This window comes from Acinetobacter dispersus (assembly GCF_009884975.1).
In the GTDB taxonomy this organism is placed as follows: domain Bacteria; phylum Pseudomonadota; class Gammaproteobacteria; order Pseudomonadales; family Moraxellaceae; genus Acinetobacter; species Acinetobacter dispersus.
On sequence record NZ_CP041970.1, the window covers coordinates 3,128,364 to 3,154,956 of the forward strand.

Here is a 26,593-nt window from a genome sequence, read left to right on the forward strand (position 1 = left end):
CTCTCTTATTTTCAAAATATTTTTTGATTTTTTTCTCTTTTTTTAAATTCAGATGGCATATTTTGCTAATCTCGCCATCAATAGCTGTGATTTCTATCGATGGCGAGGCTGACTTTCGACTTAACCTGTGTTACGTAGACCCGCAGCAATCCCTGCAATACTGACCATTAAGGCATGATCGACAGGGCTGTGTTCGGTTTGGTGTTCAGCCAGATATAAACGACGACGTTTCATCAACTCCGCTTGTAATAAATGCAGTGGCAATAAATACGGTTTACGCACCTGCATAGATTGATCCAGTACTTCATTGTTGCTGAGTAATTTAGATTCACCTTTTAAGCGCAGTAGAGTATCCACCGCATTTTGCAGACGCTGGCGTAACTCAACTCCGAGAACCTTTAAGTCCTGATCTTGCGTGAGATGCGACTCATAGTACAGGGCAATATCGGCATCAGATTTAGACAATACCATTTCCAGCATATCAATTAAGGTTTGGAAATAAGGCCATTGTTCCAGCATCTCATTCAAGGTGTTTTTATGCTGCTCATGCACCTGATTAATCGCCGTACCTGTACCCAACCAAGCAGGTAGCATCAACCGGATCTGTGTCCATGCAAACACCCATGGAATGGCACGCAGTGATTCAATACCACCACTGACTTTACGTTTGGCTGGGCGTGAACCCAATGGCAGCATTTGTAATTCCAGCTCTGGTGTAACCGTCCGCAGATAGCTGACAAAGTTTGGATTTTCACGCACAGTTTGACGATAGACTTTGACCGATAAATCAGTCATTTGATTCATCAAGTCACGCCATTGTTTTTTCGGTTCAGGTGGTGGGAGCAAAGTCGCTTCTAAAGTTGCAGCGGTATAGATTTCCAGATTTTGCAGCGCAATACCTTCTAGACCGAATTTGAAGCGAATCATCTCACCTTGTTCAGTGACTCGAATCGCGCCTGAAATTGAACCTGGGGGTTGTGAGAACAGGGCTTGCTGGGTTGGTGCACCACCACGGCTGATTGAACCACCACGACCATGGAACAAGGTCAATTGCACGCCATGCTGTTTGGCAATGGCAGTCAATTCCTCTTGAGCGCGGTATTGCGCCCAGTTGGCGGACATAAAGCCTGCATCTTTGGCTGAATCTGAATAGCCAATCATCACCTCATGTTTGCCTTGAATATGCTGTTTATACCAATGCATATTGAACAAGGTCGTCATGGTTTTGGCTGCACCATCCAGATCCTTTAAGGTTTCAAATAAAGGCACGACGCGTAGCGGATGTTGAATCCCAGCTTCCTTTTGCAACAATAAAACTGCGAGCACATCACTTGGATATTCTGCCATCGAAATAATATAGGCACCCAAGCTCTCGGTTGGCTGTTCTGCCAAGGTACGCATGGTGGCAAATACTTCCAGTACGTCAGGATGCTGAATCAGGCTACCTTCTGGCTCATTGAAAAATTTCGGTAATAATGGACGTTTGCTTTGTAGTTCTTGGATGAGGAAGTTTTGACGTGCTTGTTCAGTCCACGATTCAAAATTGCCTAGACCCAGATATTCGGTAATGGCTGAAATGGCTTGGCGATGACGGCCTGATTCTTGACGAATGTCCAGTTTGAGCAGTTCAATGCCGAAACAGTTGACTCGATAAATGAAATCCAGCAATTGTCCATTGGCGATTTCGGCTAAGTTATTGTCAATCAACGAGCGATAGCAAAGCAGTAACGGAGCTAATAGTTCATCTTTATCTTTGATGATATTGCTGTCATCGGCTTCAGCACCTTGTAAGCGTTGTCCCAACCAATAGCGGGTGGCTTTTAAACGTTCACGGGTGTCGCGCAGATATTCACGATAGGGTTCAGGGTGTTCATAGCCCAATGCTTGAGTCAGTTCCTCAGAACAACTTTGAATCGACAGTTCCCAACGCAGATTTTCAATATCACGCAAATACAAATCAGCGGCTTGCCAACGTGATAACCACAACACCTCTTGTGTCACTTGATGGGTGACATTCGGATTGCCATCGCGGTCACCGCCCATCCATGAAGCAAAACGGATCGGTGCAATGCTCAATGGTAAAGCGTGTTCGCAGTGTTGTTGAGTTAGTTCATTTAGTTCACGTACGAATTTTGGTACTGCATTCCAGAGCGACTGCTCAATAGTGGCAAAGCCCCACTTGGCTTCATCGACAGGGGTTGGGCGATGCTGACGAATCTCATCGGTTTGCCATGCTGAGCTGACCAATTGCTTCAGTGTCGCGATGGTCTGTTGGCGTTCTCTTGGTGTCAGTTTTTGTTGATCTAATTGTGAAAGACAGTCAGTAATATCATCATATTTTTGAATCAGGGTACGGCGGCTGACCTCGGTTGGATGTGCAGTCAGCACCAATTCAATTTTTAAATCACAGATCTGTTGAAACAGTTGTTGTGCATTGATCTGTTGGGTTTTAAATTTTTCAAATAAATGTGGCAGTGGGTTTGGGCTAGGCGCGTGCTCATCGAACTCGGCCTGACGGCGGCTACGCACCACATGATATTGTTCAGCAATATTGGCGAAATTGAGAAAATGTGAGAATGCGCGGGTCAGCGGCAAAATCTCTTCATCTTTTAAACCGAGAAACAATTGTTCGAGCTGTTTTTCTGCTTCGATCTGGCCGTCACGTGCACCTTTGGCTAATGCGCGAATTTGCTCAATCTGATTAAACAAATCTTGCCCAGCATGTTGCTTTAAGGTCTCTCCAAGTAAATTGCCGAGTAAGCGGACATCTTCACGTAGTGGAGCAGTGATTTGCTGAATCATTCTAATTCTCCTGTTGTTCTCACTCGACTATAGCGCGATTGAGAGACATTCCAAGAGCAGAACGTAAAAAAATGTGAATATTCTCTAAATTATTGGTTGATATTTAAGCATAAAAATTTCGATGGCCTGTTCAATCATCTGATTGATTTCAGTTGCGCTGGGCACAGGGGCTAAACCCAGTAACACTTGCTGATGACGGATACCCAACATCAGCGAGATGATCAGCTCCGTTTGCTTAAGCGGTTCATCTGCGCGAATAAATTTAAAGGCGATGGCCTGTTCAAAAAAATCACACCAGACATGACACATGCGGGTATGTGAGGCATCAAAAAACTGTTGGGTTAAGGGGCTTTGTTCTGCTGCCAGTTCAAACAGCAGGCAATCCAGCTTCAGTGCTTCAGGCAGATAAATAATACTTAATGCACGCTGACACATCAGCACCAGCGCCTGTTTAAAATTAGCGTCTGCGGTCAGTTCAATCTGTTTGGTTCGAATCGATTCTTCACAGCTTTCTTCAATGGCACAGATAAACAGATTACCCTTATCTTGGAAGTGGTTATACACCGTGAGTTTGGTCACACCCGCTTCTTTGGCAATCTGATTCATATTGGTGGCGTGATAGCCCATTTTTAAAAATATAGATTTTGCAGCCTGTAAAATCTTGGCTCTTTTTTCTAAATCTTTAGGGCGACCACTGTTGATTTGCACGTTACCGTTCTCTTTTAATTAATTTAAAAATCAAAATTCTAGCTTTAATTTTTAATTAGTGTACTCATGGGTATATTAATTAAAAAATAAACAATCTATGATAATGCTCATATCACGCCTTAAAAATCAATTTGAATAAGAGCGCAAAGAGATGAATCAGATCAATCGTATCATATTGGGGTTACTCATTGTCAGTAGTGTACTCCTCAGCGCATGTCAAAAAGAGGTGCCAAAGACTGAGGAAATTCCCTATGTCATGGTGACGCAACCGAGCAGTAATCATGTCGATCAAAAAAGCTATGCAGGGGATGTGCAGGCGAGACAGCAAACTGCTTTGGCCTTCCGTGTCGGGGGGCAGATTACCGAACGTTATGTCGATGTGGGTGATCGGGTCAAAGTGGGACAGGTGCTGGCGAAATTGGATGTTAAAGATGCGCAGTTGCAGATGAATGCAGCCAAGGCCCAATTAGACAGCGCACAGGCAGCAGCAAAGATTGCGGCTGAAGAATATCAGCGTTATCAGCAACTTTTACCAGTCAATGCGGTCAGCCGTTCGCAATTTGATGCAGTGAAGAATCAATATGAATCTGCACAAGCAAGCCTGCAACAAGCACGTTCAAACTATGAAGTGTCATCTAATCAAACCGGCTATAACCAGTTAGTTTCCAATAAAAATGGCGTGATTACCCAACGTCAAATTGAGATTGGACAGGTGATTGCAGCAGGGCAAGCTGTTTATCAGTTGGCGATTGATGGTGAACGTGAAGTGGTGTTTGGTGTGCCTGAACAGGCAGTCAGTACCATCAAGGTTGGGCAACCGGTATGGGTCACTTTATGGTCGCAACCAGATGCGCGTTTTGCAGCCAAAGTACGCGAGGTTTCACCTGCGGCTGACCAATCTCGAACCTTTACTGTAAAAGTTTCTTTACTCGAAGGGCAGTCGACGATTCAACTCGGGCAAAGTGCACGGGTATTCTTTGTCGCAAATGAAAATAACGTGTTGAGCGTACCGTTATCCAGTGTGACCGCCAATGATCAACAAGCCTATGTTTGGGTGGTGAATGCCAATCAAAGCATACGCAAAGTCCCTGTGACTTTAGGTACTTATGGTCGAGATAGTGTGCCAGTTGTTTCAGGTTTAAAAGCAACGGATTGGGTTGTGGTCGGTGGTGTACATTTACTGCGTGACCAGCAAAAAATTCATCCGGTCGATCGTGATAATCGTGAAGTCACTGTAAAAGCGGGAGGTTAAACATGAAATTTAACCTTTCAGAATGGGCACTCAAAAATAAGGGGATTATCCTTTATTTTATGCTGTTGCTCGGCATCGTCGGCATCATGTCTTATTCCAAACTGTCGCAAAGTGAAGATCCGCCATTTACCTTTAAGGTGATGGTGATACAGACTTATTGGCCGGGGGCAACCGCAAAAGAAGTCTCGACATTGGTGACGGACCGAATCGAAAAGGAATTGATGACCACGGGGCAGTATGACCGCATTATGGCCTATTCACGGCCGGGTGAGTCTTTGGTGACCTTTGTCGCGAAAGACAGTTTGCCGTCCAGTGCTATTCCTGATGTTTGGTATAACGTGCGCAAGAAGGTCAACGACATTCGGTCGCAGTTACCGAGCGGTGTACAAGGGCCTTTTTTTAATGATGAGTTTGGAGACACCTTCGGCAATATCTATGTACTGACAGGCAAAGACTTTGACTATGCGGTGATGAAAGAATATGCCGACCGTTTGCAACTGCAATTGCAACGGGTCAAAGATGTCAGCAAGGTCAATCTGGTGGGTCTGCAAGATCAAAAAATCTGGATTGAATTATCAAATACCAAAGCGGTACAACTGGGTGTACCAGTTACAGCCATTCAGGAAGCCATTCAAAAACAAAATGACATGGCCGGTGCGGGATTCTTTGAAACTGGTACAGACCGTATTCAAATCCGAGTTAGTGGACATTTGCATAGTGTCGAAGACCTGAAAAAAATGCCGTTGTTGGTGGGGGATAAAACCATTCAACTGGGTGATGTGGCTGAGGTTTATCGAGGCTTTAGTGAACCTGCCCAGCCACGTATGCGTTTTATGGGCGAAAATGGGATTGGTATTTCGGTTTCGATGCGTAAAGGTGGCGACATCATTGCGCTGGGTAAAAATCTGGAAACTGAGTTCAATCGTCTACAAAAAACCTTACCTTTGGGTATGAAACTGCAAAAAGTTTCTGATCAGCCTGTAGCGGTACAACGCAGTATTCAAGAGTTCTTAAAAGTCTTGGCTGAAGCCGTGATCATCGTGTTATTGGTGAGCTTCTTCTCGCTGGGTTTCCGTACTGGTTTGGTGGTGGCACTTTCTATTCCATTGGTATTGGCGATGACTTTTGCAGGCATGAATCTATTTGATGTAGGGCTGCATAAGATTTCCTTGGGGGCATTGATTCTGGCCTTAGGGTTGCTGGTCGATGATGCCATTATCGCTGTTGAAATGATGGCGATTAAAATGGAGCAGGGCTATAGCAGATTGAAAGCGGCAGGTTTTGCGTGGCAAACCACTGCTTTTCCAATGTTGACAGGAACCTTGATTACCGCAGCAGGCTTTTTGCCGATCGCGACAGCTCAATCGGGGACAGGTGAATACACCCGTTCTATTTTCCAAGTGGTGACTATTGCGCTGATTGTGTCATGGATTGCCGCAGTTTTATTTGTGCCTTATTTAGGTGAAAAGCTATTACCCGATTTTAGCAAACAGAATCAGCAGGCGGCATGGTATCTACGTTTATGGGCGCGACTGCGTAAGCAACCTGCACCCGTGGTAGAAGCACATGGTCAGCATCATGATCCGTATCAATCCAAGTTTTATCAAGCTTTTGGTCGTGTGGTTGAAATCTGTATTACCTATCGTAAAACCGTGATTGCAGTGACAGTAGGCATCTTTGTATTGTCTGTCGCGATGTTTAAGTTAGTGCCGCAACAATTCTTCCCGCCATCGAATCGTGCAGAAATTTTGGTGGATTTAAAACTTGAAGAGGGGGCATCACTGACCGCAACTGAACAGGCGGTACACAAGGTGGAACAGTTCCTGTCCAAGCAAAAGGGCATTGATAACTATGTGGCCTATGTGGGAACAGGTTCACCGCGGTTCTATTTACCGCTAGACCAGCAATTACCGCAAGCCAGTTTCGCTCAATTCGTTGTGTTGGCTTCCTCCCTTGATGATCGTGATGAAATCCGTCGCTCTTTAGACAAGCAGATTAAGCAGTTATTGCCTCAAGTGCGGACAAGGGTATCGTTATTGGAAAATGGTCCACCTGTGGGTTATCCATTGCAGTATCGTGTATCGGGTGAAGACCTCGGCACCGTACGTCAATGGGCGCAAAAAGTTGCCAAAGTCCTGAGCGAAGATCCAAATACCACCAATGTACATCTGGATTGGGGCGAACCGAGTAAAATCATTGCAATCGAAATTGACCAAGATCGCGCACGTCAGATGGGTGTTTCCAGTGTGGATTTAGCCAATTTCCTCAATGCTTCGGTGACGGGTGCGGTAATGAATCAATATCGCGAAAAACGTGAATTGATTGAAATTCGGTTACGTGGTGATAAATCTGAACGTGTTGAAGTCGCATCTTTAGCAAGTTTGGCGGTGCCAACCAGTAAAGGGACAACAGTTCCGTTGGCGCAAATTGCCAATATTGAATCCCGTTTTGAAGAAGGTTTAATTTGGCATCGTAATCGCCTGCCGACCATTACTGTGCGTGCCGATATTCGCACGCACTTACAACCTGCAACTGTGGTGCAACAGTTGGCTGATCAGATGCAGAGCTTACGCGCAGATCTACCAAGTGGTTATCTACTGGAAGTAGGGGGTACGGTTGAAGAGTCGGCTAAGGGGCAAAATTCGGTGAATGCAGGTATGCCATTGTTCTTGGCTGTGGTCATGACTTTATTGATGATCCAGCTGCGTAGCATGTCACGGGCAACCATTGTGTTACTGACAGCACCATTGGGTTTGATTGGTGTCGTTGCATTCCTACTGTTATTCAATAAACCCTTTGGTTTTGTGGCGATGCTTGGCACCATTGCCCTGTCTGGGATGATTATGCGTAACTCACTCATATTGATCGATCAGATTGAGCAGGACATTGATGCGGGACATACACCTTGGGATGCGGTGATTGGTGCAACCATGCGTCGTTTCCGTCCAATTGTGTTGACGGCACTGGCAGCGGTGCTGGCGATGATCCCTTTATCACGCAGTATTTTCTTTGGTCCGATGGCGGTTGCGATTATGGGTGGTTTGATTGTTGCAACCTTATTAACCCTATTTTTCCTGCCTGCACTGTATGCAGCATGGTTTAAGGTGAAGAAAACAACACAACTATCGTAATTATTTTGTGAATAAAGGTGCGAAAGATTGAAAATTTCAATATAGTAGCACCTATATTTTAAGACCAAAAAATAATTGAATTTCATAGCATGACAAATTTTGCATAATGCTGTGAATGAGGTGATAGAGAGCATGGGGCAAGACGGTATTGAGCAGCATCGCCGCTATGTGGCGATTTCTTATGTGTTCATGTTTCTTGCATTATTTACGATAGTGTTTGCTGTATTTGCGTACCTATTAGCACGAAAAGTTGCGATTGTGGATAATGCCGAAGTATGGATACATGCGCATGCACTTTGGATTATGCGTAATGTGATGTTGTTTTTGCTGATGGCTTTCTTTGCAGCGTTATGGTTTATTCCACTGTTCTTTTTTGCTTGGAACAGCGCACTTTGGGTGACTGCAATGACGGTTGCTGGTGTGGTGTTTAGTTCAATTGCATGGTTATTTTTATTGAATGCTTGGCTGAAAGGTATTGCGAAGTACTTTAAGAATAAAGCTGTTTTCTAAATTTATTGCTTTTTTATTGCAATAGACCTTGTAAATTTATTGTACAGCCCCTATTAAGGCTCTGTTGACTTTTTATTTCCGAAGTCGACAGAGCCTATTTGTTTTTTAGATTTAAGTAAATTCCGTGAGGAGCACCGCCAACCATGGCTAAACGTGATTATTATGAGGTTTTAGGCGTTTCGAAAACCGCAAGTGATGATGAGATCAAAAAAGCCTATCGTAAGTTGGCGATGAAGTATCATCCAGACCGTAACCCTGACAACGCTGAAGCAGAAGAAAAGTTCAAAGAAGCTGCGGAAGCCTATGAAGTCCTTTCTGATGAAGAAAAGCGCAGCATGTATGATCGTGCTGGACATAGTGCTTTTGAAGGTGGCTTCGGTGGAGCAGGTGGCGGTTTCGGCGGCTTTAGTGCAGAAGATATTTTTAGTCAGTTTGGCGATATCTTTGGTGGTGCGTTTGGTGGCGGTGGCCGTCAACAACGTCAACGCCGTGGTTCAGACCTTCGTTATGTCATGGAACTCACACTAGAAGAAGCTGTAAAAGGCGTGAAAAAAACCATTACCTTCACTGCGCCAGCGCCATGTGAAACCTGTGATGGAAAAGGATCAAAAAATCCAAACGATGTAGAAACTTGTCGTACCTGTCATGGTGCAGGTCAAGTGCGCATGCAACAAGGTTTCTTCTCAGTTCAGCAAACCTGTAGCACGTGCCGTGGTCAAGGTAAAATCATCAAGAATCCATGTAATAGCTGTCATGGTTCAGGTGTTGCAGATCGTCAGCAAACCCTTGAAGTTACTATTCCAGCGGGTGTGGACAATGGCGATCGTGTACGCTTAACTGGTAAAGGTGAGGCTATCCGTGATGGTCAAGCTGGCGATTTATACGTTGAAGTCGTGGTTCGTGAACACGAAATTTTCCAACGTGATGGCGCAGATCTTTATATGGACGTACCTGTCAGCATTGCAGATGCCGCTTTAGGTAAAGAAATTGAAATCCCGACCCTTGATGGTCGTGTCAGCTTAAAAATTCCAGAAGGTACACAAACAGGTAAATTGTTCCGCTTGCGTGGTAAGGGCGTTCGTCCTGTACGTAGCAGTATGGTCGGTGATTTACTCTGCCGTATTGTGGTTGAAACGCCTGTGAATTTAAACAGTCGTCAGCGTGAATTATTGAAAGAATTACAAGCATCTTTTGATGGTGATGGGCATGCTGCCTCTCCAAAGAAAAAATCGTTCTTTGATCGTCTATTTGATTAATTAGACATCAATAAAAAACCTGCTGCGGCAGGTTTTTTTATTGGAAATTTTTAGCGCAGCCACAGAGTTTTGCTATAGTAGCTGAATTGTTTAAATAAAAGACTGGGAAAAATTATGTCATCTTCTCCACGCATTGGAATCTTGGGTGCAGGCGGACGCATGGGGCGTATTCTGATTCAAGCGGTACAACAAGCAGGCTACCAACTGGCAGCAGCTGTTGAGCGCCCTGAAAGCAGTTTGGTGGGTGCAGATGCAGGGGAACTTGCAGGCATTGGCAACATCGGTGTCAAGATCGTGGGAAGTTTGAGTGAAGTGCTGAAAGACTGTGATGTGGTGATTGATTTTACTGCACCTGTTGCGACTGAACAGCACTTAAAGTTATGCCGTGAAGCGGGTGTGGCAATGGTAATTGGCACCACGGGAATGTCAGATGAGCAAAAGGCATTCCTTGATGAAACAGCAACACAGACACCTGTGGTGTACGCTGCCAATTATTCAGTTGGGGTGAACGTTTCGATCAAACTGTTGGAACTGGCGGCAAAGGTGTTTGGCGATACAGTTGATATCGAAATTATTGAAGCGCATCACCGCCATAAAGTTGATGCACCATCAGGTACTGCCTTTATGATGGGTGAGGCGATTGCCGATACCTTGGGCCGTAACTTGAAAGAAGTGGCGGTTTATGGACGTGAAGGTTATACCGGTCCTCGTGACCGCCAGACCATTGGTTTTGAAACCATTCGTGGTGGCGATATCGTTGGTGAACATACAGTGATGTTTATTGGTGAAGGTGAGCGTGTGGAAGTGACACACAAAGCCACCAACCGTATGAATTTTGCTTCAGGTGCGGTCCGTGCAGCAGCGTGGGTGGTTGGCCGTGAAGCGCGTAAATATGATATGAAAGATGTTTTAGGCTTTAACGAGATTGAAGTTTAAAACGTTCCTTTTTTGTACTATAAAAGAGCTTGTTGAGCTTTCTTTCCGAGAGGAGTGAAACAAGCTCTCGCCCTTATTACAACAATTGAGCATGACATGAATAAAAAACATATCGTTCTTGCCACATTGCTCAGTCTCAGCAGCTTTGCAGTGACTGCAGCAACAGATACAGCCAAACTCAGTTTGCATCGGAACAATATTAAGGTTTGGACGTACCAAACAGAAAACAATCCGATTATCCAATATAAAGCTGAGACCACATTTGATGTGCCTTTAGAGCGTGCTGTGGCGGTAGTACTGGATGTAGAACGAACACCGCAATGGGTGCCGTATGTGGGCAAGGCACAAATGCTGTCACGTGATGATAAGAAAGGTGAATTCACCTTGTATATGGTTCTGGACTTTCCATTTCCTTTAAAAGATCGTGATGTGGTGATTAAAGGCAAAATGAGTAAGAATGCGGATGGCAGCATTAATATTAAAAACAATGCCATTCAGAATAATTACCCTGAGCAGCCTGATGTGGTACGGTTAAGCAAATACGCGGGTGATTGGACGTTCCAGCGACTGCCAAATAACAAAGTAAAAGTGACGACCAGTGGCTATGCCGATCCTGCAGGGGCAATTCCATTGAGCTTTGTGAATATGTTTGTGCAGCAGCAGCCTTATCAAATGCTGATGAAAATGAAAAAAGAAGTGAATAATCCTTTATATGCGCAACCGAAGTTACCAGATTTATTGAAATAATAAAAAAGCCTGATTTAAATCAGGCTTTTTTATTTGAGCTTAAGCTTGAGGACATTGTTGTAATGGCGTCTCTGGTTTGCTTGCTAATTTCATTTGAATGAAAACCAAGACTAAACCAATAGCTGCCAGTACTGCACCAATCATGGAGACTGCTGCATAGTTTAAGCCGAGGCTTAAGACGGCACCGCCTGCTGCAGCTCCAATGGCATTACCTAAGTTAAATGCACCAATATTCACTGAAGAAGCAAGACCCGAGGCTTCATGTGCCACCGACATCACGCGCATTTGTAATGGCGGAACGATCGCAAAGGCTGCTGCACCCCAGATCACCAAACCGATTGCTGCACCCAATTGGCTTTGAGCAAGGATTGGGAAGATGACCATCAACGCGATCAGTAACACCAAGAAACCAATCAAGGTTTTATCAATCGATAAGTCTGCAAACTTCCCACCGAAATGGTTTCCGATTGAAAAACCAATTCCGATCAAGACCAACATCATAGTGATAAAGGTCGGAGAGGCATGGGTGAACTCAACCAGACTTGGTGCGATATAGGTGTACAAGGTGAACATCGCGGAGGCACCAAACACGGTTGTAAGCAATGCCAATACCACGGGTAGGCGTGTAAGAACGCTTAACTCCATTTTTACATTTGGCTTTTGTCCAACCGATCCGACCGGAAGGGCCTTCCAAAGTGACAGCATAGTGATGACACCAAGGGCTGAAATTGCGAGGAAAGACATTCTCCAACCAATGTTTTGTCCCACCCATGTTGCGAGTGGTACACCGCCAATATTAGCGATGGTTAAGCCCATAAACATGGTTGCCACCGCACTGGCCTGTTTATTTGCTGGCACCACACTGGCTGCCACCACAGAACCAATCCCGAAGAAGGCACCGTGGTTTAAGCTGGTAATTAATCGAGCACCCATTAAGCTCATGTAATTAGGTGCAAAGGCTGCGATCAGGTTACCAATGGTGAAGATTGCCATGAGTAGAATCAGGGCATTACGACGGGCAAAGCCACCAAACCATAAGGTCATGATTGGCGCACCGAGCATCACGCCCAGTGCATAACCGGTAATCAGCATGCCCGCACTTGGGATTGATACCCCAAGATCATTGGCAATATTGGGCAACAGACCCATTGGGGAGAACTCTGTTGTTCCAATTGCAAATGCACCAATTGCCAGTGCTAGCAAAGGAAGGTTGATGCGGCTGCTCATGTTATTTGTCCCATTCAGGCGCGAATGGTTCGGGACTCACTTCTCGACCATTACGTTCAAGCTGAGCGATCAACTGCATTTCCTCTGCACTTAAAGTTAGGTCTTGCGCTTTTAAGTTGCTGATCAGATTTTCACGTTTGGTTGATGATGGAATCACCGCAAAACCATTTTGTAAGGCCCAAGCCAAAGCGACTTGTGCGGTGGTTGCTTGATGCTGTGCAGCGATCTCAACTAAGGTTGGGTCCTGCAATACTTTGCCATAAGCCAAAGTCATGTATGAAGTCACATCAATATTTTGCTCACGTAAAAAATTGACCAAGGTGCGGTTCTGCAAATAAGGACTGAGTTCAATCTGGTTGGTGGCAATGTGTTCGACACCAATGCTATCAATCGCTTGTTGGGTCAAGGCGATATTAAAGTTTGAAATCCCGATTTGTTTAGTCAAACCCTGTTGTTTCGCCTCTAATAACAATTGCATCACGCTTGGGATGGAGACACCCAGTGCTGGAGCTGGCCAGTGGATCAAGGTGAGATCAACGGCATCAGTACGTAGTTTTTGCAGACTGTCTTTTAAGCTGGGAATGAATTTATCTTCAGCAAAATTGTCGACCCAGATTTTTGTAGTGAGGAACAGGTCTTGACGAGCTACACCACTTTCAGCAATGGCTTGACCCACTGCTGCTTCATTTTCATAAACCTGTGCGGTATCAATGGCACGATAACCCACTTCCAGGGCGGTTTTAACTGAGTCAATGACTGCTTGATCTTTAAGACGGAAAGTACCTAAACCGAATTGAGGGATACGCATATTTTTCACCTAATCTTTTTTCATGCTCAAAAGAGCTGTTTTGTGGATGGCTGTTATTTTGCGATGATTATTGTTGCTAAAACATAGATGAATTTGCAAAATACAGTTGACTAAATATCAATAATTGAGAGGGTGGTAATGAAATCTACGGTAGAAGAACTGCTTGCTTTTATGACCATCGTCGATACAGGTTCATTTATTGCCGCTGCTGAACGACTGGGACAGACGGCATCTGGGCTCAGTCGCTCGCTCAGCCGTTTAGAGTCCAAGCTCGAAGTCACTTTACTAGAACGAACCACGCGAAAATTAAAACTCACCCAAGAAGGCCAGCAGTTTTTACAACAGGCCCGTAAAATCCTGAGTGATTTGAATGCCGCCGAAGAAGCACTACAAAAATCAGATCAAGATACTTCGGGAGTGATTCGGATTGACTCAGCCACACCTTTTATTCTGCATGTGATTACGCCATTGGTACATAAGTTTCGGCAGTGTTATCCCAATATTGAAGTCGAGTTGAATAGTAATGATTTGGTGATTGACCTACTCGAACATAAAACCGATTTGGCGTTTCGCTTTGGTGAATTACATGATTCCAGCTTACACGCAAAATTGGTGTGTAAAAGTCGTATCTATATTGTTGCCAGTCCCGAATATTTAAAACGCAAGGGCACGCCTTTACAACCTCAAGCATTGCCTGAACATGATGTCATTGGTTTTACCCGTCCAACCTATATCAACACTTGGCCGATTAAAATTGAGGGTGAGTATTTTCAAGCACAACCTAAAGTAAGAGCATCCAGTGGTGAAACCGTCCGACAACTGTGTTTACGTGGGCAGGGTATTGCTCGGCTCTCTGAATTTGAAATCTGGCAGGACATTCGAGAAGGGCGTCTTGAAGCCCTATTTGAAGATCAAATCGAACATTCTTATCAAAGCATCCATGCTGTTTATTATCAACAAGAGCACTTGCCGAAACGTGTCCGTTTATTTATTGAGTTTTTGACTGAGCAACTAAGTCAGGGCTTCTCGGTTTGCCAATAGCATCATTTTGCAGTTGTACATTCAGCACTGGAATTGATGGTCCAGTTTTTTGTATCACTGAAACAACAATATGTTGCTGTTGTAACTTGCATTCAAGTTCGACCGTTGGCAGAAAGTTGCTTGAGAGCATCAGACCATTTTCATTGGGCTTCTTATAGGTCATTTTGATGATACGAGTCTGCTCTGGCGCCTCACTTTTCTCCATTTTCCATAACTCATAGGTTGGTTGGTTTTGAATTTGCAGGTAGCCCTGAGAAAGCGATTTACACACTTGTTGTTGCTGGTAGGTGGCTTGATCAGTCAGATTGCAGCCTGTAAATAAAACGGCGCTTAATATAAATAAGATATTATTTTTCATGGTCTTATCCTTTGGCTGTTGATTTTTATAGCTTAAAGGTGTTGTATAAACCAATACAGATACAGAAATTTATAAAAAAGCAGTACAGATATGACTTTTCACTATCAGCGCTTGGCAGAACAATTGGCTCACAAGATTTATCAGCATGAGTTACAGCCCCAACAAAAGTTGAGTTCTTTAAGGGAATTTGCACGTCAGCAAAGTATTAGTTTAAGTACGGCACAGCAATGTTATGAATTGCTGGAAGCAAAAGGGCTGATCTATGTAAAAGCCAAATCGGGCTATTTTGTCAATTCAAGACAATATCAAAGTGCCGTACCAGACAGTCCGAACTTTGAGTCCAAAGCCCGGCAGGTTTCAAATTTAGACCTGCAAAACCAGATTCAGACGGCCTCAATTCAGCATCATTTAACGCCGTTGGGAGCAATCCAACTGTCTCCTCATTTGATTCCTGTCGATGGATTGCGTCGTTCTTTACAACGTGCTTTGAAACATTGCCAGCCTGAAGATTTTTTATATTGTAATAAACAGGGACATCAGCAACTTCGTAAAGCCTTATCTGATCATTGGCGTGAGGATGGTATCTATGTTGCGACCGATGATATTTTTATTACCAACGGTTGTATGCCTGCCTTATCGCTACTGATTCAACAGATCAGTAAAGAGGGGGATAGTATTTTAGTACCGACGCCCACTTTTAATGGTCAGCTGCAAATGTTGGCTAGCCTGAAACGCAAAATTATTGAGATCCCAGCGGATCATCGTGGCATTGATCTAGAGCGTTTAGAATTTTTTATGCAACAGGATGATGCCAAACTGTGTTTGCTCACTGCCAATTTTCAGAATCCTTTGGGCTATTGTCTCAGCAATGAACAGAAACAGCACATTGCTCAACTGGCACAAAAATATCAATGTTTTATTTTGGAAGATGATATTTATGGCGAATGTAGCTTTCAAAAGGAACGACCTTTACCCATTCGCTATTGGGATCAGGAAGGCTATGTGATTTGGTGTGGCTCGGTCTCCAAGTCATTATCAACCGCCTATCGCGTCGGTTGGTTTTGCTTAGGTCAACAGCTGCAATATTTAAGACCACAATTATTGGCCAACAATGTGGGGGTAAATACGCCTTTGCAACTTGGTTTAGCCGATTTTATTTACAGTCGTGGTTATCGAGAACATTTGGATCAATTAAGACCTAAACTGATGCAGCAAGTTGAACAGTATCGGGCTTATATTCTTGACGTGTTTCAGGGGGTTCCGATTGGATTAAGCCAGTCACAAGGTGGCTATGCTTTATGGATGCAACTGCCCAATAGTATTACCGGTTTGGAATTGTATTATTTGGCACAAGGTAAAGGGATCAATATCGTACCCGGTGAGGTCTTTGGTGAAGACCGCCGTTATCAGCACTTTTTGCGTTTAAATGCAGGTCATGCTTTAACAGCAGAAATCCGCCAAGCGATTCAACAGTTGGCGGATTGGGTACGACAGAGTATGAATTAGTCGAAGTCTGCTTTGAGTACGATGCGATAACGTGCTTGACCTGAATGCAGTCGTTCAATCGCTTCATTCAGCTGTGACATTGGAAATAACTCAACCTGTGGTGCGATATTTTTGCGTGCAGCGAATTGTAAAAGTTGGCGCAGGGCTAACGGTGAGCCCGTTGGTGATGAGGTGACAGATTTGGCACCTCCCATGATGGCACCGACAGAAACAGGGATTGGTTCCAAAGTCACGCCTAGGAAATGTAGACTACCTTTTGGCGCCAATGTATTGAGATAGGCTTGCCAGTTTAGGGTGACATTGACCGTACTGAGCAATAAATCAAACTTACCACGTTGTGCTTTGATGGCCTGGGCATCACGGCTATTGACCACGTGATCGGCACCCATGGCTTTGAGTTCTTCAGTTTTTTCTGGGTTAGAACTGAAAGCCGTAATTTCACAGCCCCATGCTTTGAGTAACTTAATCGCGATATGACCTAAACCACCAATACCAATCACACCCACATGATGGGTCGCTTGGATTTTGTGTTTCAGTAAGGGATCAAATACCGTGATGCCACCACACAGTAGCGGGCCAGCACTTTCAGGATCTAAATCGTCTGGAAGGGGAATGACCCATTGCCAACCTGCACGGACTTTATCGGCAAAACCGCCTGCATGGCCAATGATGGTTGCTTTTTTTTCACCAGTACATAGGACCTGATTACCCCCAATACATGGATCACAGGCTTGACAGGTTTCAGCTGTCCAGCCAATGCCAACACGTTGACCGACGCGTAGTCCTTTGGCTTCTGATCCCAATGCAATGATAGTACCAATGATTTCATGTCCAGCCACCGCAGGGTAAACCGATGATTGCCACTCATTATTAATCACGGATAGATCGGAGTGGCACAGACCACAATATTCAACTTTGACTTCAACTTGATGGGCTTGTAATTCTCCCGCATCAAATTGGTACGGCACCACTTGCTCGCCTGCTTGCATTGCAGCATAAGCGCGAATTTGATTATTGCTCATTGGAACTCCCATTCAAGGAAAATCGATGATGATTTGTTATTTAAATTGGCAATGATTTTCGTGGTCATTGACCATACCAACCGCTTGCATAAAAGCATAACAGGTGGTCGGGCCCACAAATTTAAAGCCACGCTTTTTTAGGGTTTTGGATAGTTTTTGGCTAAGTTCAGTTTGTGCGGGTGCTTCGCGGTAATTCGCCACATCATTATTTTCGGTTTGATGATCGACAAAACTCCATAACCAAGCAGAGACATCTTCGACTTCATCCTTAAGCTTGAGCCAAGCAATAGCATTGTCGCGGATGGCTTTCAGTTTGCCGATATGACGAATTAAACCTGCATCACTGAGTTTGAGTTCGAGTTGATCATCGGTGAGTGCTGCAACGTCTGTGATGGAATGTTGAAAGAAATGTGAGCGGTAGTGTTCGCGTTTTTTCAGTACCGTGATCCAAGAAAGTCCTGCTTGCTGTCCTTCCAGACAGAGCATTTCAAATAGGTGGGGTTCATCATGTTGCGGCTTGCCCCATTCCTGATCATGGTAGTCAATATAGAGGGGATCATCGGAGCACCAGCCACAGCGTTGAGTTGACATATTTGATGCTCCTTGTTGTTATTTGAACAGTATAATTTAAAGTTTGAATGCCACCCATTCATTTGGGCGAGTATCCCAATAATACAGTTCTGCGCTATTTAAATCAGTAAACTTAAGCCAAAAGTCTTTACCTGATTTATCGGCAAAGCCTGTACTAATCAACAAAGCATCTTCGGTAATTTCCATGATCCAACCTTGATAGCTGGTACCACCCATGATGATTTTCTGTTGATTTCCAGACTCTGCAAATTCAACCAGACGTTCAATCAATGCTTCTGACATTGTAGATTCCTAACGTAAATACGGGTATGGATTGACTGCACCACGCCCTTTGCCATTTAAATAAATTCCGTAGTGTAAATGCGGAGAGGTATAACGAGCATTGCCGGTATTTCCTACATAACCGATCAGGTCACCCTTACGCACATAGTCGCCAACATTGAGGCCACGCTTATGACCATCCAGATGCGCATAATAGTGCCAAGAGCCTGCTGGCCCAATAATCCAGATCACTTTGCCGCCTAAATTATTATTACGTAAATCAGCAACTAAGCCTTCGGTCGCACTATACACTTTCGTACCACGCTCTGCCATGATATCGATGCCTTCATGGCTACGACCTTGACTACGTGCCGCACCCCAAGTATCCCGTAATTCGTTTCGACTTACACCTTTAACTGGGACTGGCAGGCGACTGTCTAAACGCATCATTTTAAGTTTATTGACCTGTGCATTGGGCAAGGGCGTTGGTTTTTTGGGGCAGTTGTACATGCTGAAAGTAGAATCATCAACACGCCAACAACGGTATAGGAAATCGAATGACGCACATAAACTCCTTGCGTTTGATCTACAGCATTTTAGGCATTAAGCCTTTTGTTTGGCTGTAATCAGTTTTTTCATGGCTGTTGGAATGCCTTTGGCAATCGCATTTTCTGGACTTAGCCATATGCCATTTAATTCGATACTCAACTGTTCTTTTTGATCGTGTTCCACGTGGAACAGTTTTTCATGCAGTAACCAAGTAAAGTGAGTAAAGCTATGGCTAATCTGCAATGATGATACTTGAGCTTGTAGTTTGAAGTATTGCTCAATCTGTTGTAATTCGGTTGCTTGTTCAATGATTGGAAGACAATACAATCCACCCCAGAGGCCATGCGCTTCACGTTGTTGCCACAGCCATTCATCTCCAGATTGGATCAATAACACATTGGCTGTTCTGACGGGAACAGGTTTCTTGGCCTTTTTAAAGGGCAATTCCTGTTCTAAGCCTTGTTGATAGGCCTGACAGTGTTGCTGCATTGGGCAGTATAAACACAGCGGTTTTTTCGGAGTACAAACGGTTGCACCTAAATCCATGATCGCTTGGGTATAATCATGATTGCGTTCTTCTGGGCAGAGCTGTTCCGCAATTTGCCAGAGTGCCCGTTCATGTTGCGGCTTGGACAGATCATCTTCGATGGCGAGGAAACGTGCCAGTACACGTTTTACGTTACCATCCATAATCACGCCATACTGACGTAAGCCGAGTGACATGAGCGCACCAGCGGTGGAGCGGCCAATGCCTGGCAGCTCAATCCATTGTTCGAGTGTTTCTGGAAATTTCCCTTGTTGACTGACGATGCCTGCCGCTTTATGCAGATTGCGTGCGCGGGCATAGTAGCCGAGGCCTGCCCAATAAGGAGCGACATCATCCCAACTGGCTGTTCCTAGGGTTTCTACGGTCGGGAAGCGTTCAATAAAACGGTCGAAATATTGCAGTACAGTTTTGACTTGCGTCTGTTGCAGCATGATTTCTGAGACCCAAACTTTGTAGGGATCATCGGCCACTTGCCATGGTAGATCGTGACGACCGTGTTGGTCGAACCATGTAAGTAGTGCATCAGAAAATGATAAGTCAGACATGAATCAGAACAGTAAAAAGCAGAGGCGTAGTATAGCGGAAATAGGGAGAGGAGTTGTTGTATACAAACAAATTCGTTATTAAATGCTGATTAAGATTGGCTTTTGCAAAGGCGACATCCATGTCGCCTTGCACGAGTAGAAAAATCTAGGATTTAAACAAATGATATATTCGCTCAATTCCGTGTTGATGGGATCTTTAGAGATCGTCTTTTCAAATCACTTTAAATGTTTATCTAACAGCTCATACATTGCTTCAAGACTTTGACGTTCTGCTTCGGCGTTATAGCCTAAGTCAACATTGTTGGCCTTGGCACGCTCATCTGCAAGCGGGTTACTAAAACCATGCTTGGCATCTTCAAAAATAATTACATCGTGATCCACAGCAGCATCATGCATTTCCTGACGGAAGCTTGCCACATTATCCAAGGTCACCATGCTATCGAGTTCACCATGTAGGACTAAAATCTCGGCTTTAACTTTGCCTTTCTCAGCAGGGGCTTTCGGACTTAATATCGCATGGAACGTGGCAACGGCTTTGATATCTGCACCTGAACGCGCCAAATCTAGCACGACTTTACCGCCATAGCAGAAACCAATCGCTGCTAATTTTTCGGCATTCACTTCTGCTTGAGCCGCTAAAGCATTTAAGCCAGCTTGAGCGCGGTCAACAATAGTATCAGCATGCTCAAAAGTTTGATTCATCCATTCAGAGGCTTGTGGCACATTGGTTGTAACTTTCTTATCACCATACATATCAATGGCTAAAGCGGCAAAGCCATGTTCTGCAAGTTCACGAGCACGTTGCTCGGTATAAGCATTACGACCCCACCATTCAGGGGCCACAATCACACCTGCAACGGGCATATCAATTGCAGGTGCAGCGAAATAACCAATTAGGCGTTGACCATCGGGAGCGGTATATTCAATTTCACGTGTGTTAATCGGGAAGCTCATTCTATAATCCTGATCTGTATTTTTAGAATGCATTGATTAAAACATAAAAAGGAAAATGGATGGCATCGTAAAAACATAATAAATACGCTTGTTTTAACGATGATCAAAAATGAAAAAAGAAGAATACCAAGATTCTTCTTTTTATGTTTTGCGTAGGTCGAAATTACTAGACTTTGCCTCTGGATAAGAAGCCGACGATTGCTAAGATGACGGCAACAACCAATAAGATTACCGCGAAATCTTTGGATAAACCTGCCACGCCACCAAAACCTAATAAACTGGCAATGAGTGCGATGACTGCAAAAATAATGGCCCAACGGAACATGTCGTGTCCTCCTAATTTTTCGTTATGCGTTCACTATAGCGTGTGTTTTTTGAACGAAATGTGGTGTTTATGTGGTTTAAATGTTTAATACTTAAAGAAGTGTTAAATCAATTAAATAAAAGAGATTGAAGTCAGCAAAGCAAAGATGAATGCTATAATAAGAAGCTCATTTTTTAATATTGAAAGCTCTGTATGTCCGTCGAACTGCGCCCCAACTTTTGGAAACACTATCCGCTTGATCAGCTCAGCAATGCGGAGTGGGAGGCATTGTGTGACGGCTGTGGTTTATGTTGTTTGATCAAGTTAGAAGATGAAGAGACAGCCGAGGTTGCGTATACCAAAGTGGCATGTAAATTACTGGACTGTAAAACCGCGCGTTGTTCCGATTACCCTAACCGTCAGCAGCAAGTGCCTGATTGTATCCAGCTGACGCCTGAGCGGCTCAGCACCATTTCTTGGTTGCCACCGAGCTGTGCGTACCGTCGCTAAGTGAAGGCAAGAATTTACCTTCTTGGCATTACCTCAATACAGGTTCACGTCAAAGTGTGATCAAGGCGAAAAAGTCTGCTGCAGGGCGTTGTATTTCAGAAACTGAAATCGATGAAGAACAAATTGAAGATTATATTGTGCGTTGGATTCGTTAATCGCGTTTAGCAAATCAATAAGACATGATGATCATAAAAACAACACTTTTGCAGTATTTTTATTGGCGATGTTCCCTAAGATGAAGAATAAACGAGGGAGATAAGCCATGAACAAACTGTTGATGACACCTTTGCTCTACAGTGGCATTTTATTTTTGGCTGCGTGTGGTGCCAACGAAAGCAACTCTAAAACGCCAGAACAGAATACAGCGCAACAAGCATCAAGCCAGCGCATTGCACAAAAGTATCGGATTGAGAGCGTTACTGAATTTGATGAGCCATGGGCGATTGCAAGTTTGCCAGACCAACTTTTATTGATCACTGAGCGCAAAGGCCAATTAAAATTATTTGATCCCCAAACCAAGAGCAGTATCAATGTTGCTGGCGTTCCAACCGTCAGTTATGGCGGGCAAGGTGGTTTAGGTGATGTCATTTTGCATCCTGATTTTCATCAGAATCATGAATTATATTTAAGCTATGCCAGCAAAGGTCAAGGTGGCTATGGTGCAGAGATTGCACATGCAAAACTGGATTTATCTGATCCCAAGCAACCCAAGCTCACAGATTTAAAAACCATCTGGCAACAAGTACCGAAAGTGTCAGGGCAAGGTCATTATGGTCATCGTATGCAGTTTGGTCCCGATGGCAAACTTTGGGTCAGTTCGGGTGAGCGCCAAAAGTTTGATCCTGCTCAAGATTCAAACAGTAATTTAGGTAAGGTTTTACGTTTAAATGCAGATGGAACTGCTGCGGAAGATAATCCATTTTATCAGCAGGGTGGTGTAACGGCAGAGATTTGGTCGCTGGGTCATCGTAATCCATTGGGAATGGCTTTCGATCAGCAAGGGCAACTGTGGGTGGTTGAAATGGGCCCCAAAGGCGGTGATGAATTAAACCGTATTGTGAAAGGGGAAAACTATGGCTATCCAACAGTTTCGAATGGCGACCATTATTCAGGCTTGCCTATTCCTGATCATCATACCCGTCCAGAGTTTAAAGCCCCTGAAATCGATTGGACACCTGTGATTTCACCATCTAGCTTGATTATTTATTCAGGTCAGCAGTTTCCTTTGTGGCAACACAAAGCGTTGATTGGTGGCTTATCATCCAAAGCAATTATCGTGGTGGATTTAGCTGCAAAACCTGTCCAAGAAGTGCAAAGGCTAGAAATGAAACAACGAATTCGTGGTCTACATCAGGCGCAAGATGGTTCAATCTGGGTGATCGAAGATGGACCGAAAGCCAAGCTACTTAAACTTCATGCCAATTAAATTTTAACTTCAAGTGATACACATAATGAATCAGCCGAAAGCCTTTTCTATGACTTTAAAAAAACTATTTGTACTTACAGGACTGTTGTCCTGCAGTTCAGCGCTTTGGGCTGGAAATTTGACCGAGCAACAAGTTCAAACCATTGTTGATCAGCAATTTAAGCCTTTATTGGCACAATATAAAATTCCAGGTATGGCTGTTGCTGTGACCTTGAATGGTCAACATTACTTCGTGAATTATGGGCTTGCTTCTAAGCAAAACCAGCAAGCAGTGAGCAACAGTACTTTATTTGAACTTGGTTCGGTCAGTAAGACCTTTAATGCGACTTTAGCAGGTTATGCACAGACACAAGGGCAACTGTCTTTGTCGGATCATCCTGCCAAATATTTCCCTGAACTGAAAAATACTGCGGTCAATCGTGCGACATTATTAAATCTCGGAACTTATAGTGCAGGTGGCTTTCCGTTGCAATTCCCTGATGAGGTAGTGCAGCAACAGGATATGGTAAAATATTTTCAGACTTGGCAGGCAAAAACCAAAATCGGCGCTGCCCGTCAATATTCCAATCCAAGTATCGGTTTGATGGGCTATGTCACCGCCTTGGCAATGAAAAAACCATATAACGAACTGATTGAAAAAACCTTGCTGCCGCAATTGGGAATGACACAAAGTTTTATTCGAGTACCTGAGCAGCACATGCCGCAATATGCATGGGGATACAAAGCCGATCAAGCCATACGTGTTTCACCAGGTATGTTTGATGCAGAAGCTTATGGTCTGAAAAGTAGCAGTGCGGATATGCTGAAATTCCTCGATGCACAAATCAATCCGCAGCAGTTTAAACAACCGCTTCGCAAGGCGATTGAAAATACTCATGTGGGCTATTTTAAAGTGGGTGCAATGACCCAAGGTTTGGGCTGGGAACAGTATGCTTATCCAGTATCACTTGAAACACTTTTACAGGGTAACTCGAGCAAAATGGCTTTAGAAAGTCATGCAATCACAGCGATTAAACAACCGAAGCTCGCCACACCCGCGACCTATTTTAATAAAACAGGCTCAAGTAATGGTTTTGGTGCTTATGCCGCCTTTATTCCGCAGCAAAAAATTGGAATTGTCATGTTAGCCAATACCAATTTTCCCAATGAAGAGCGGATCAAAGCTAGCTATCGCGTGATGCAACAGTTGGTGCAGAGCAACAGCGCGCAATAGAATGTCGCGTGAGTGCAGATTCAAATTGTAGATTTGAGCCAGACACAATAGACTAGGGTAAAAGATCATAAAGCCAGTGATGATGTCAGATACGCATATTCCTTTACCTGAACGTTTACGCCCTCGTGACTTGTCCGAAATTATCGGACAAGATCATTTGCTGGGTGAAAATGCCCCTTTACGTCAGATGATTGATCAAGGGCATCTGCCTTCGATTATCTTCTGGGGGCCTCCAGGGGTTGGGAAAACCACGATTGCATTGTTATTGGCTCAGGCTGTGGATCGTCCTTTTATCAGCCTATCTGCACTCAATACAGGCGTGAAAGAACTCCGTGAGGTGATAGCGGAAAGTGGGGACTTGTTGACCCCTGTGGTGTTTATTGACGAGATTCATCGCTTCAATAAATCGCAGCAAGATGCCTTACTCAATGCGGTCGAGAAAGGCAAAATTACCTTGATCGGGGCAACCACAGAGAATCCTTCTTTTGAAGTGAATAGTGCCTTGCTGTCTCGCTGTCAGGTGTATACCCTGAATAATCTGAGTGCTGAGGCGATTCAAACCTTACTGAATAAAGCGATTCAAACGGACAAGTTCTTAAAAGAACGCTTTATCCAGATTGAAGAATATGATGCGCTGATTCAGTTTGCGGCAGGTGATGCACGTAAGGCACTCAACCTGATTGATTTGATTGCCAGTACCTTTGAACCTGACATTGAGAATATCGTAACCAATGCCATCGTCGTTAAAGTCGCGCAGCAAAATATTGCGCGTTATGACAAATCGGGTGAGCAGCATTACGATCTGGTTTCGGCTTTTATTAAATCGATTCGCGGTAGTGATCCAGATGCAACCCTGTACTGGATGGCACGCATGCTGAAAGGTGGTGAAGATCCAGTCTTTATTGCGCGTCGTATGCTGATTGCGGCATCAGAAGACATTGGCAATTCCAATCCAAATGCTTTGTTGCTGGCGGGAGAGTGTTTCCGTTCAGTCCAAGCGGTGGGGATGCCTGAGGCGCGCATTATTCTTGGACAATGTGCCGTGTATCTGGCCACTAGTCCGAAAAGTAATAGCACCTATCTCGCGATTAACAAAGCCTTGGAACTGGCAGAAAAAACCGCAAACCTGCCAGTGCCTTTGCACTTACGCAATGCGCCAACCAAGCTGATGAAGCAGCAAGGCTATGGCGTGGATTATCTGTATCCGCATAACTATCCTGAACACTTTGTGTTACAGGACTATTTGCCTCCAGAATTACGTGGTACCAAACTGTACGAACGAGCCTTAAATAAACGTGAAGTCGAAGGCGAACGTTTGCAGCAACGTCGTTGGCAGCAGGAACAACAGCAGCAGTAATCAAAACTCGGTGAAATTCACCGATCATTTTAAAATTGTCCAAAGCAAGATTCCGAATCGCATCGATAGATTTTGCTTTGGCCTCAATATTCTATTTGTATAAAAATGAACGCAAAAAAAGCAACATTGATTGGATTGGTCGCGATCTTGCTCTGGAGTTTGATCGTTGCCTTGATTAAGGATGTGAGTAGTCATTTTGGCGCAGTGGGCGGTGCAGCACTGATTTATACGCTAGCCTCAATTTTCCTGTTTTTCTCGGTTGGTTGGACCAGCCTCAAACGCTTTCCCAAAACCTATTTGATCTGGGGCAGTATTCTATTTGTTGCCTATGAAATTTGTTTGTCTCTTTCGATTGGCTATAGCAGTAATAATCGACAGGCGATCGAGGTGGGGATGGTCAATTATTTATGGCCAACCTTTACCATGGTCGCTGCCATTGTTTTTAATCAGCAAAAAGCCAATTTTTTGATTATTCCTGGTTTTATTCTTTCAATATTGGGGATCTGTTGGGTGCTTGGAGGAGAGCAGGGTTTTGATTTGGCTAGTATGTTGCAAAATATTCAGCACAATCCATTTAGTTATGGGCTTGCCTTTATTGGAACATTACTCTGGGCTGCCTATTGCACGCTCACAGCGAGAATTGCGCAAGGAACCAATGGCATCACCCTATTTTTTATCCTCGTCTCGGCGGTGCTGTGGATTAAATATGCATTGATGGGGGGCGGCAGCTTTGATTTTGATGGGTCTTCTTCAATTTCCTTATTTTTTGCGGCAGCGGCGATGGGCTTTGGCTATGCCGCTTGGAATGTTGGGATTTTGCATGGCAATGTGACGTTATTGGCTGGTGCATCCTATTTTATTCCAGTTTTATCCGCCTTTTTCTCGGCAATTTTACTCAGTACGCCATTAGGTCTTTCTTTCTGGTATGGCGCATTTATGGTATGTTTAGGCTCGATTCTATGCTGGCTAGCAACACAGAAAAAACGCTAAAATATTCTCTGGTTTAGCTGGGTGTTGCTGCTGCGCTGAACA

At 44.2% G+C, this 26,593-nt stretch carries 23 protein-coding genes and 2 pseudogenes; 13 read left to right on the top strand and 12 right to left on the bottom strand.

The features are described from left to right. Positions 1 to 120: 120 nt before the first annotated feature. Together ppc and FPL17_RS14395 are read right to left on the bottom strand one after the other, a co-directional pair. Entirely contained in the window at positions 121 to 2,802 is a 2,682-nt protein-coding gene (gene ppc / locus FPL17_RS14390) for a phosphoenolpyruvate carboxylase (protein ID WP_159885732.1), read from the bottom strand. Positions 2,803 to 2,886: 84 nt separating this feature from the next. Beyond that, positions 2,887 to 3,510, bottom strand: a complete 624-nt coding sequence (locus FPL17_RS14395) for a TetR/AcrR family transcriptional regulator (RefSeq protein WP_159885734.1) — start codon at positions 3,508 to 3,510, stop codon at positions 2,887 to 2,889. A gap of 151 nt (positions 3,511 to 3,661) precedes the next feature. Between FPL17_RS14395 and FPL17_RS14400 the strand changes: the two genes are divergently transcribed. The 6 genes from FPL17_RS14400 (at position 3,662) to FPL17_RS14425 (ending at position 11,342) form a co-directional block, all read left to right on the top strand. Then, a complete protein-coding gene (locus tag FPL17_RS14400; RefSeq protein ID WP_016162514.1) occupies positions 3,662 to 4,762 on the top strand; it encodes an efflux RND transporter periplasmic adaptor subunit in 1,101 nt (366 codons plus the stop codon). A 2-nt stretch (positions 4,763 to 4,764) separates the two neighbouring features. Further along, positions 4,765 to 7,893: an efflux RND transporter permease subunit gene (locus FPL17_RS14405; protein ID WP_159885736.1), complete on the top strand. Its 3,129-nt coding sequence runs from the start codon at positions 4,765 to 4,767 to the stop codon at positions 7,891 to 7,893. Positions 7,894 to 8,025: 132 nt separating this feature from the next. Then, complete coding sequence (locus FPL17_RS14410) at positions 8,026 to 8,403, top strand: hypothetical protein (protein ID WP_005297734.1); 378 nt, start codon at positions 8,026 to 8,028, stop codon at positions 8,401 to 8,403. Positions 8,404 to 8,546: 143 nt separating this feature from the next. Then, a complete protein-coding gene (gene dnaJ, locus FPL17_RS14415) occupies positions 8,547 to 9,659 on the top strand; it encodes a molecular chaperone DnaJ (RefSeq protein WP_005186161.1) in 1,113 nt (370 codons plus the stop codon). A 114-nt stretch (positions 9,660 to 9,773) separates the two neighbouring features. Further along, positions 9,774 to 10,595, top strand: coding sequence for a 4-hydroxy-tetrahydrodipicolinate reductase (dapB, locus tag FPL17_RS14420; protein ID WP_005209638.1), 822 nt, complete (start codon positions 9,774 to 9,776; stop codon positions 10,593 to 10,595). A gap of 96 nt (positions 10,596 to 10,691) precedes the next feature. Continuing rightward, on the top strand, positions 10,692 to 11,342 hold the full coding sequence (locus FPL17_RS14425; RefSeq protein WP_159885738.1) for an START domain-containing protein: 651 nt from the start codon (positions 10,692 to 10,694) through the stop codon (positions 11,340 to 11,342). A gap of 39 nt (positions 11,343 to 11,381) precedes the next feature. On the opposite strand, the gene FPL17_RS14430 is transcribed toward FPL17_RS14425, so the two are convergent. Then, positions 11,382 to 12,569 (bottom strand): MFS transporter, encoded by a 1,188-nt coding sequence (locus tag FPL17_RS14430; RefSeq protein ID WP_159885740.1) that lies wholly within the window; start codon positions 12,567 to 12,569, stop codon positions 11,382 to 11,384. A gap of 1 nt (position 12,570) precedes the next feature. After that, the gene (gene dkgB / locus FPL17_RS14435) at positions 12,571 to 13,377 is read right to left on the bottom strand and encodes a 2,5-didehydrogluconate reductase DkgB (RefSeq protein ID WP_005209635.1); all 807 of its coding nucleotides are present in this window, start codon (positions 13,375 to 13,377) and stop codon (positions 12,571 to 12,573) included. A 138-nt stretch (positions 13,378 to 13,515) separates the two neighbouring features. On the opposite strand from dkgB, the gene FPL17_RS14440 reads away from it, so the two are divergent. After that, positions 13,516 to 14,418 (top strand): LysR family transcriptional regulator, encoded by a 903-nt coding sequence (locus tag FPL17_RS14440; protein ID WP_159885742.1) that lies wholly within the window; start codon positions 13,516 to 13,518, stop codon positions 14,416 to 14,418. Here FPL17_RS14440 and FPL17_RS14445 read toward each other — a convergent pair. After that, positions 14,366 to 14,776, bottom strand: a complete 411-nt coding sequence (locus tag FPL17_RS14445) for a hypothetical protein (protein ID WP_005209633.1) — start codon at positions 14,774 to 14,776, stop codon at positions 14,366 to 14,368. The two genes, FPL17_RS14440 and FPL17_RS14445, sit on opposite strands and share 53 nt — an antisense overlap. Positions 14,777 to 14,866: 90 nt before the next feature. Here FPL17_RS14445 and FPL17_RS14450 point away from each other — a divergent pair, with 90 nt between their 5' ends. After that, positions 14,867 to 16,282, top strand: coding sequence for an aminotransferase-like domain-containing protein (locus FPL17_RS14450; protein ID WP_159885744.1), 1,416 nt, complete (start codon positions 14,867 to 14,869; stop codon positions 16,280 to 16,282). Here the strand turns inward: FPL17_RS14450 and ahr are convergent. The 7 genes and pseudogenes from ahr to FPL17_RS14485 all read right to left on the bottom strand — a co-directional run bounded on the left by ahr (position 16,279) and on the right by FPL17_RS14485 (position 21,076). Continuing rightward, entirely contained in the window at positions 16,279 to 17,304 is a 1,026-nt protein-coding gene (gene ahr / locus FPL17_RS14455) for an NADPH-dependent aldehyde reductase Ahr (RefSeq protein ID WP_159885746.1), read from the bottom strand. The two genes, FPL17_RS14450 and ahr, sit on opposite strands and share 4 nt — an antisense overlap. A gap of 36 nt (positions 17,305 to 17,340) precedes the next feature. Beyond that, the gene (locus FPL17_RS14460) at positions 17,341 to 17,895 is read right to left on the bottom strand and encodes a DNA-3-methyladenine glycosylase I (protein ID WP_159885748.1); all 555 of its coding nucleotides are present in this window, start codon (positions 17,893 to 17,895) and stop codon (positions 17,341 to 17,343) included. Positions 17,896 to 17,931: 36 nt separating this feature from the next. Next, positions 17,932 to 18,177: a hypothetical protein gene (locus tag FPL17_RS14465; protein WP_005186132.1), complete on the bottom strand. Its 246-nt coding sequence runs from the start codon at positions 18,175 to 18,177 to the stop codon at positions 17,932 to 17,934. Between the two features lie 9 nt (positions 18,178 to 18,186). Next, positions 18,187 to 18,683, bottom strand: a pseudogene (locus FPL17_RS14470) (M23 family metallopeptidase). Between the two features lie 76 nt (positions 18,684 to 18,759). Then, positions 18,760 to 19,797: an A/G-specific adenine glycosylase gene (mutY, locus tag FPL17_RS14475; protein WP_159885750.1), complete on the bottom strand. Its 1,038-nt coding sequence runs from the start codon at positions 19,795 to 19,797 to the stop codon at positions 18,760 to 18,762. 216 nt (positions 19,798 to 20,013) lie between these two features. Next, on the bottom strand, positions 20,014 to 20,751 hold the full coding sequence (locus FPL17_RS14480; protein ID WP_159885752.1) for a dienelactone hydrolase family protein: 738 nt from the start codon (positions 20,749 to 20,751) through the stop codon (positions 20,014 to 20,016). A gap of 166 nt (positions 20,752 to 20,917) precedes the next feature. Continuing rightward, on the bottom strand, positions 20,918 to 21,076 hold the full coding sequence (locus FPL17_RS14485) for a DUF1328 domain-containing protein (RefSeq protein WP_004656956.1): 159 nt from the start codon (positions 21,074 to 21,076) through the stop codon (positions 20,918 to 20,920). A gap of 192 nt (positions 21,077 to 21,268) precedes the next feature. Between FPL17_RS14485 and FPL17_RS14490 the strand changes: the two are divergent. From FPL17_RS14490 to yddG, 5 genes and pseudogenes are all read left to right on the top strand, one after another. Beyond that, positions 21,269 to 21,720, top strand: a pseudogene (locus FPL17_RS14490) (YcgN family cysteine cluster protein). 107 nt (positions 21,721 to 21,827) lie between these two features. Beyond that, positions 21,828 to 22,991 (top strand): PQQ-dependent sugar dehydrogenase, encoded by a 1,164-nt coding sequence (locus FPL17_RS14495; RefSeq protein ID WP_159885754.1) that lies wholly within the window; start codon positions 21,828 to 21,830, stop codon positions 22,989 to 22,991. Positions 22,992 to 23,016: 25 nt separating this feature from the next. Beyond that, complete coding sequence (ampC, locus tag FPL17_RS14500) at positions 23,017 to 24,204, top strand: class C beta-lactamase (RefSeq protein WP_159885756.1); 1,188 nt, start codon at positions 23,017 to 23,019, stop codon at positions 24,202 to 24,204. Between the two features lie 82 nt (positions 24,205 to 24,286). Continuing rightward, positions 24,287 to 25,561 (top strand): replication-associated recombination protein A, encoded by a 1,275-nt coding sequence (locus FPL17_RS14505; RefSeq protein WP_032857357.1) that lies wholly within the window; start codon positions 24,287 to 24,289, stop codon positions 25,559 to 25,561. Positions 25,562 to 25,666: 105 nt separating this feature from the next. Then, positions 25,667 to 26,551, top strand: a complete 885-nt coding sequence (gene yddG, locus FPL17_RS14510; protein ID WP_159885766.1) for an aromatic amino acid DMT transporter YddG — start codon at positions 25,667 to 25,669, stop codon at positions 26,549 to 26,551. The last annotated feature ends 42 nt before the right edge of the window (positions 26,552 to 26,593 follow it).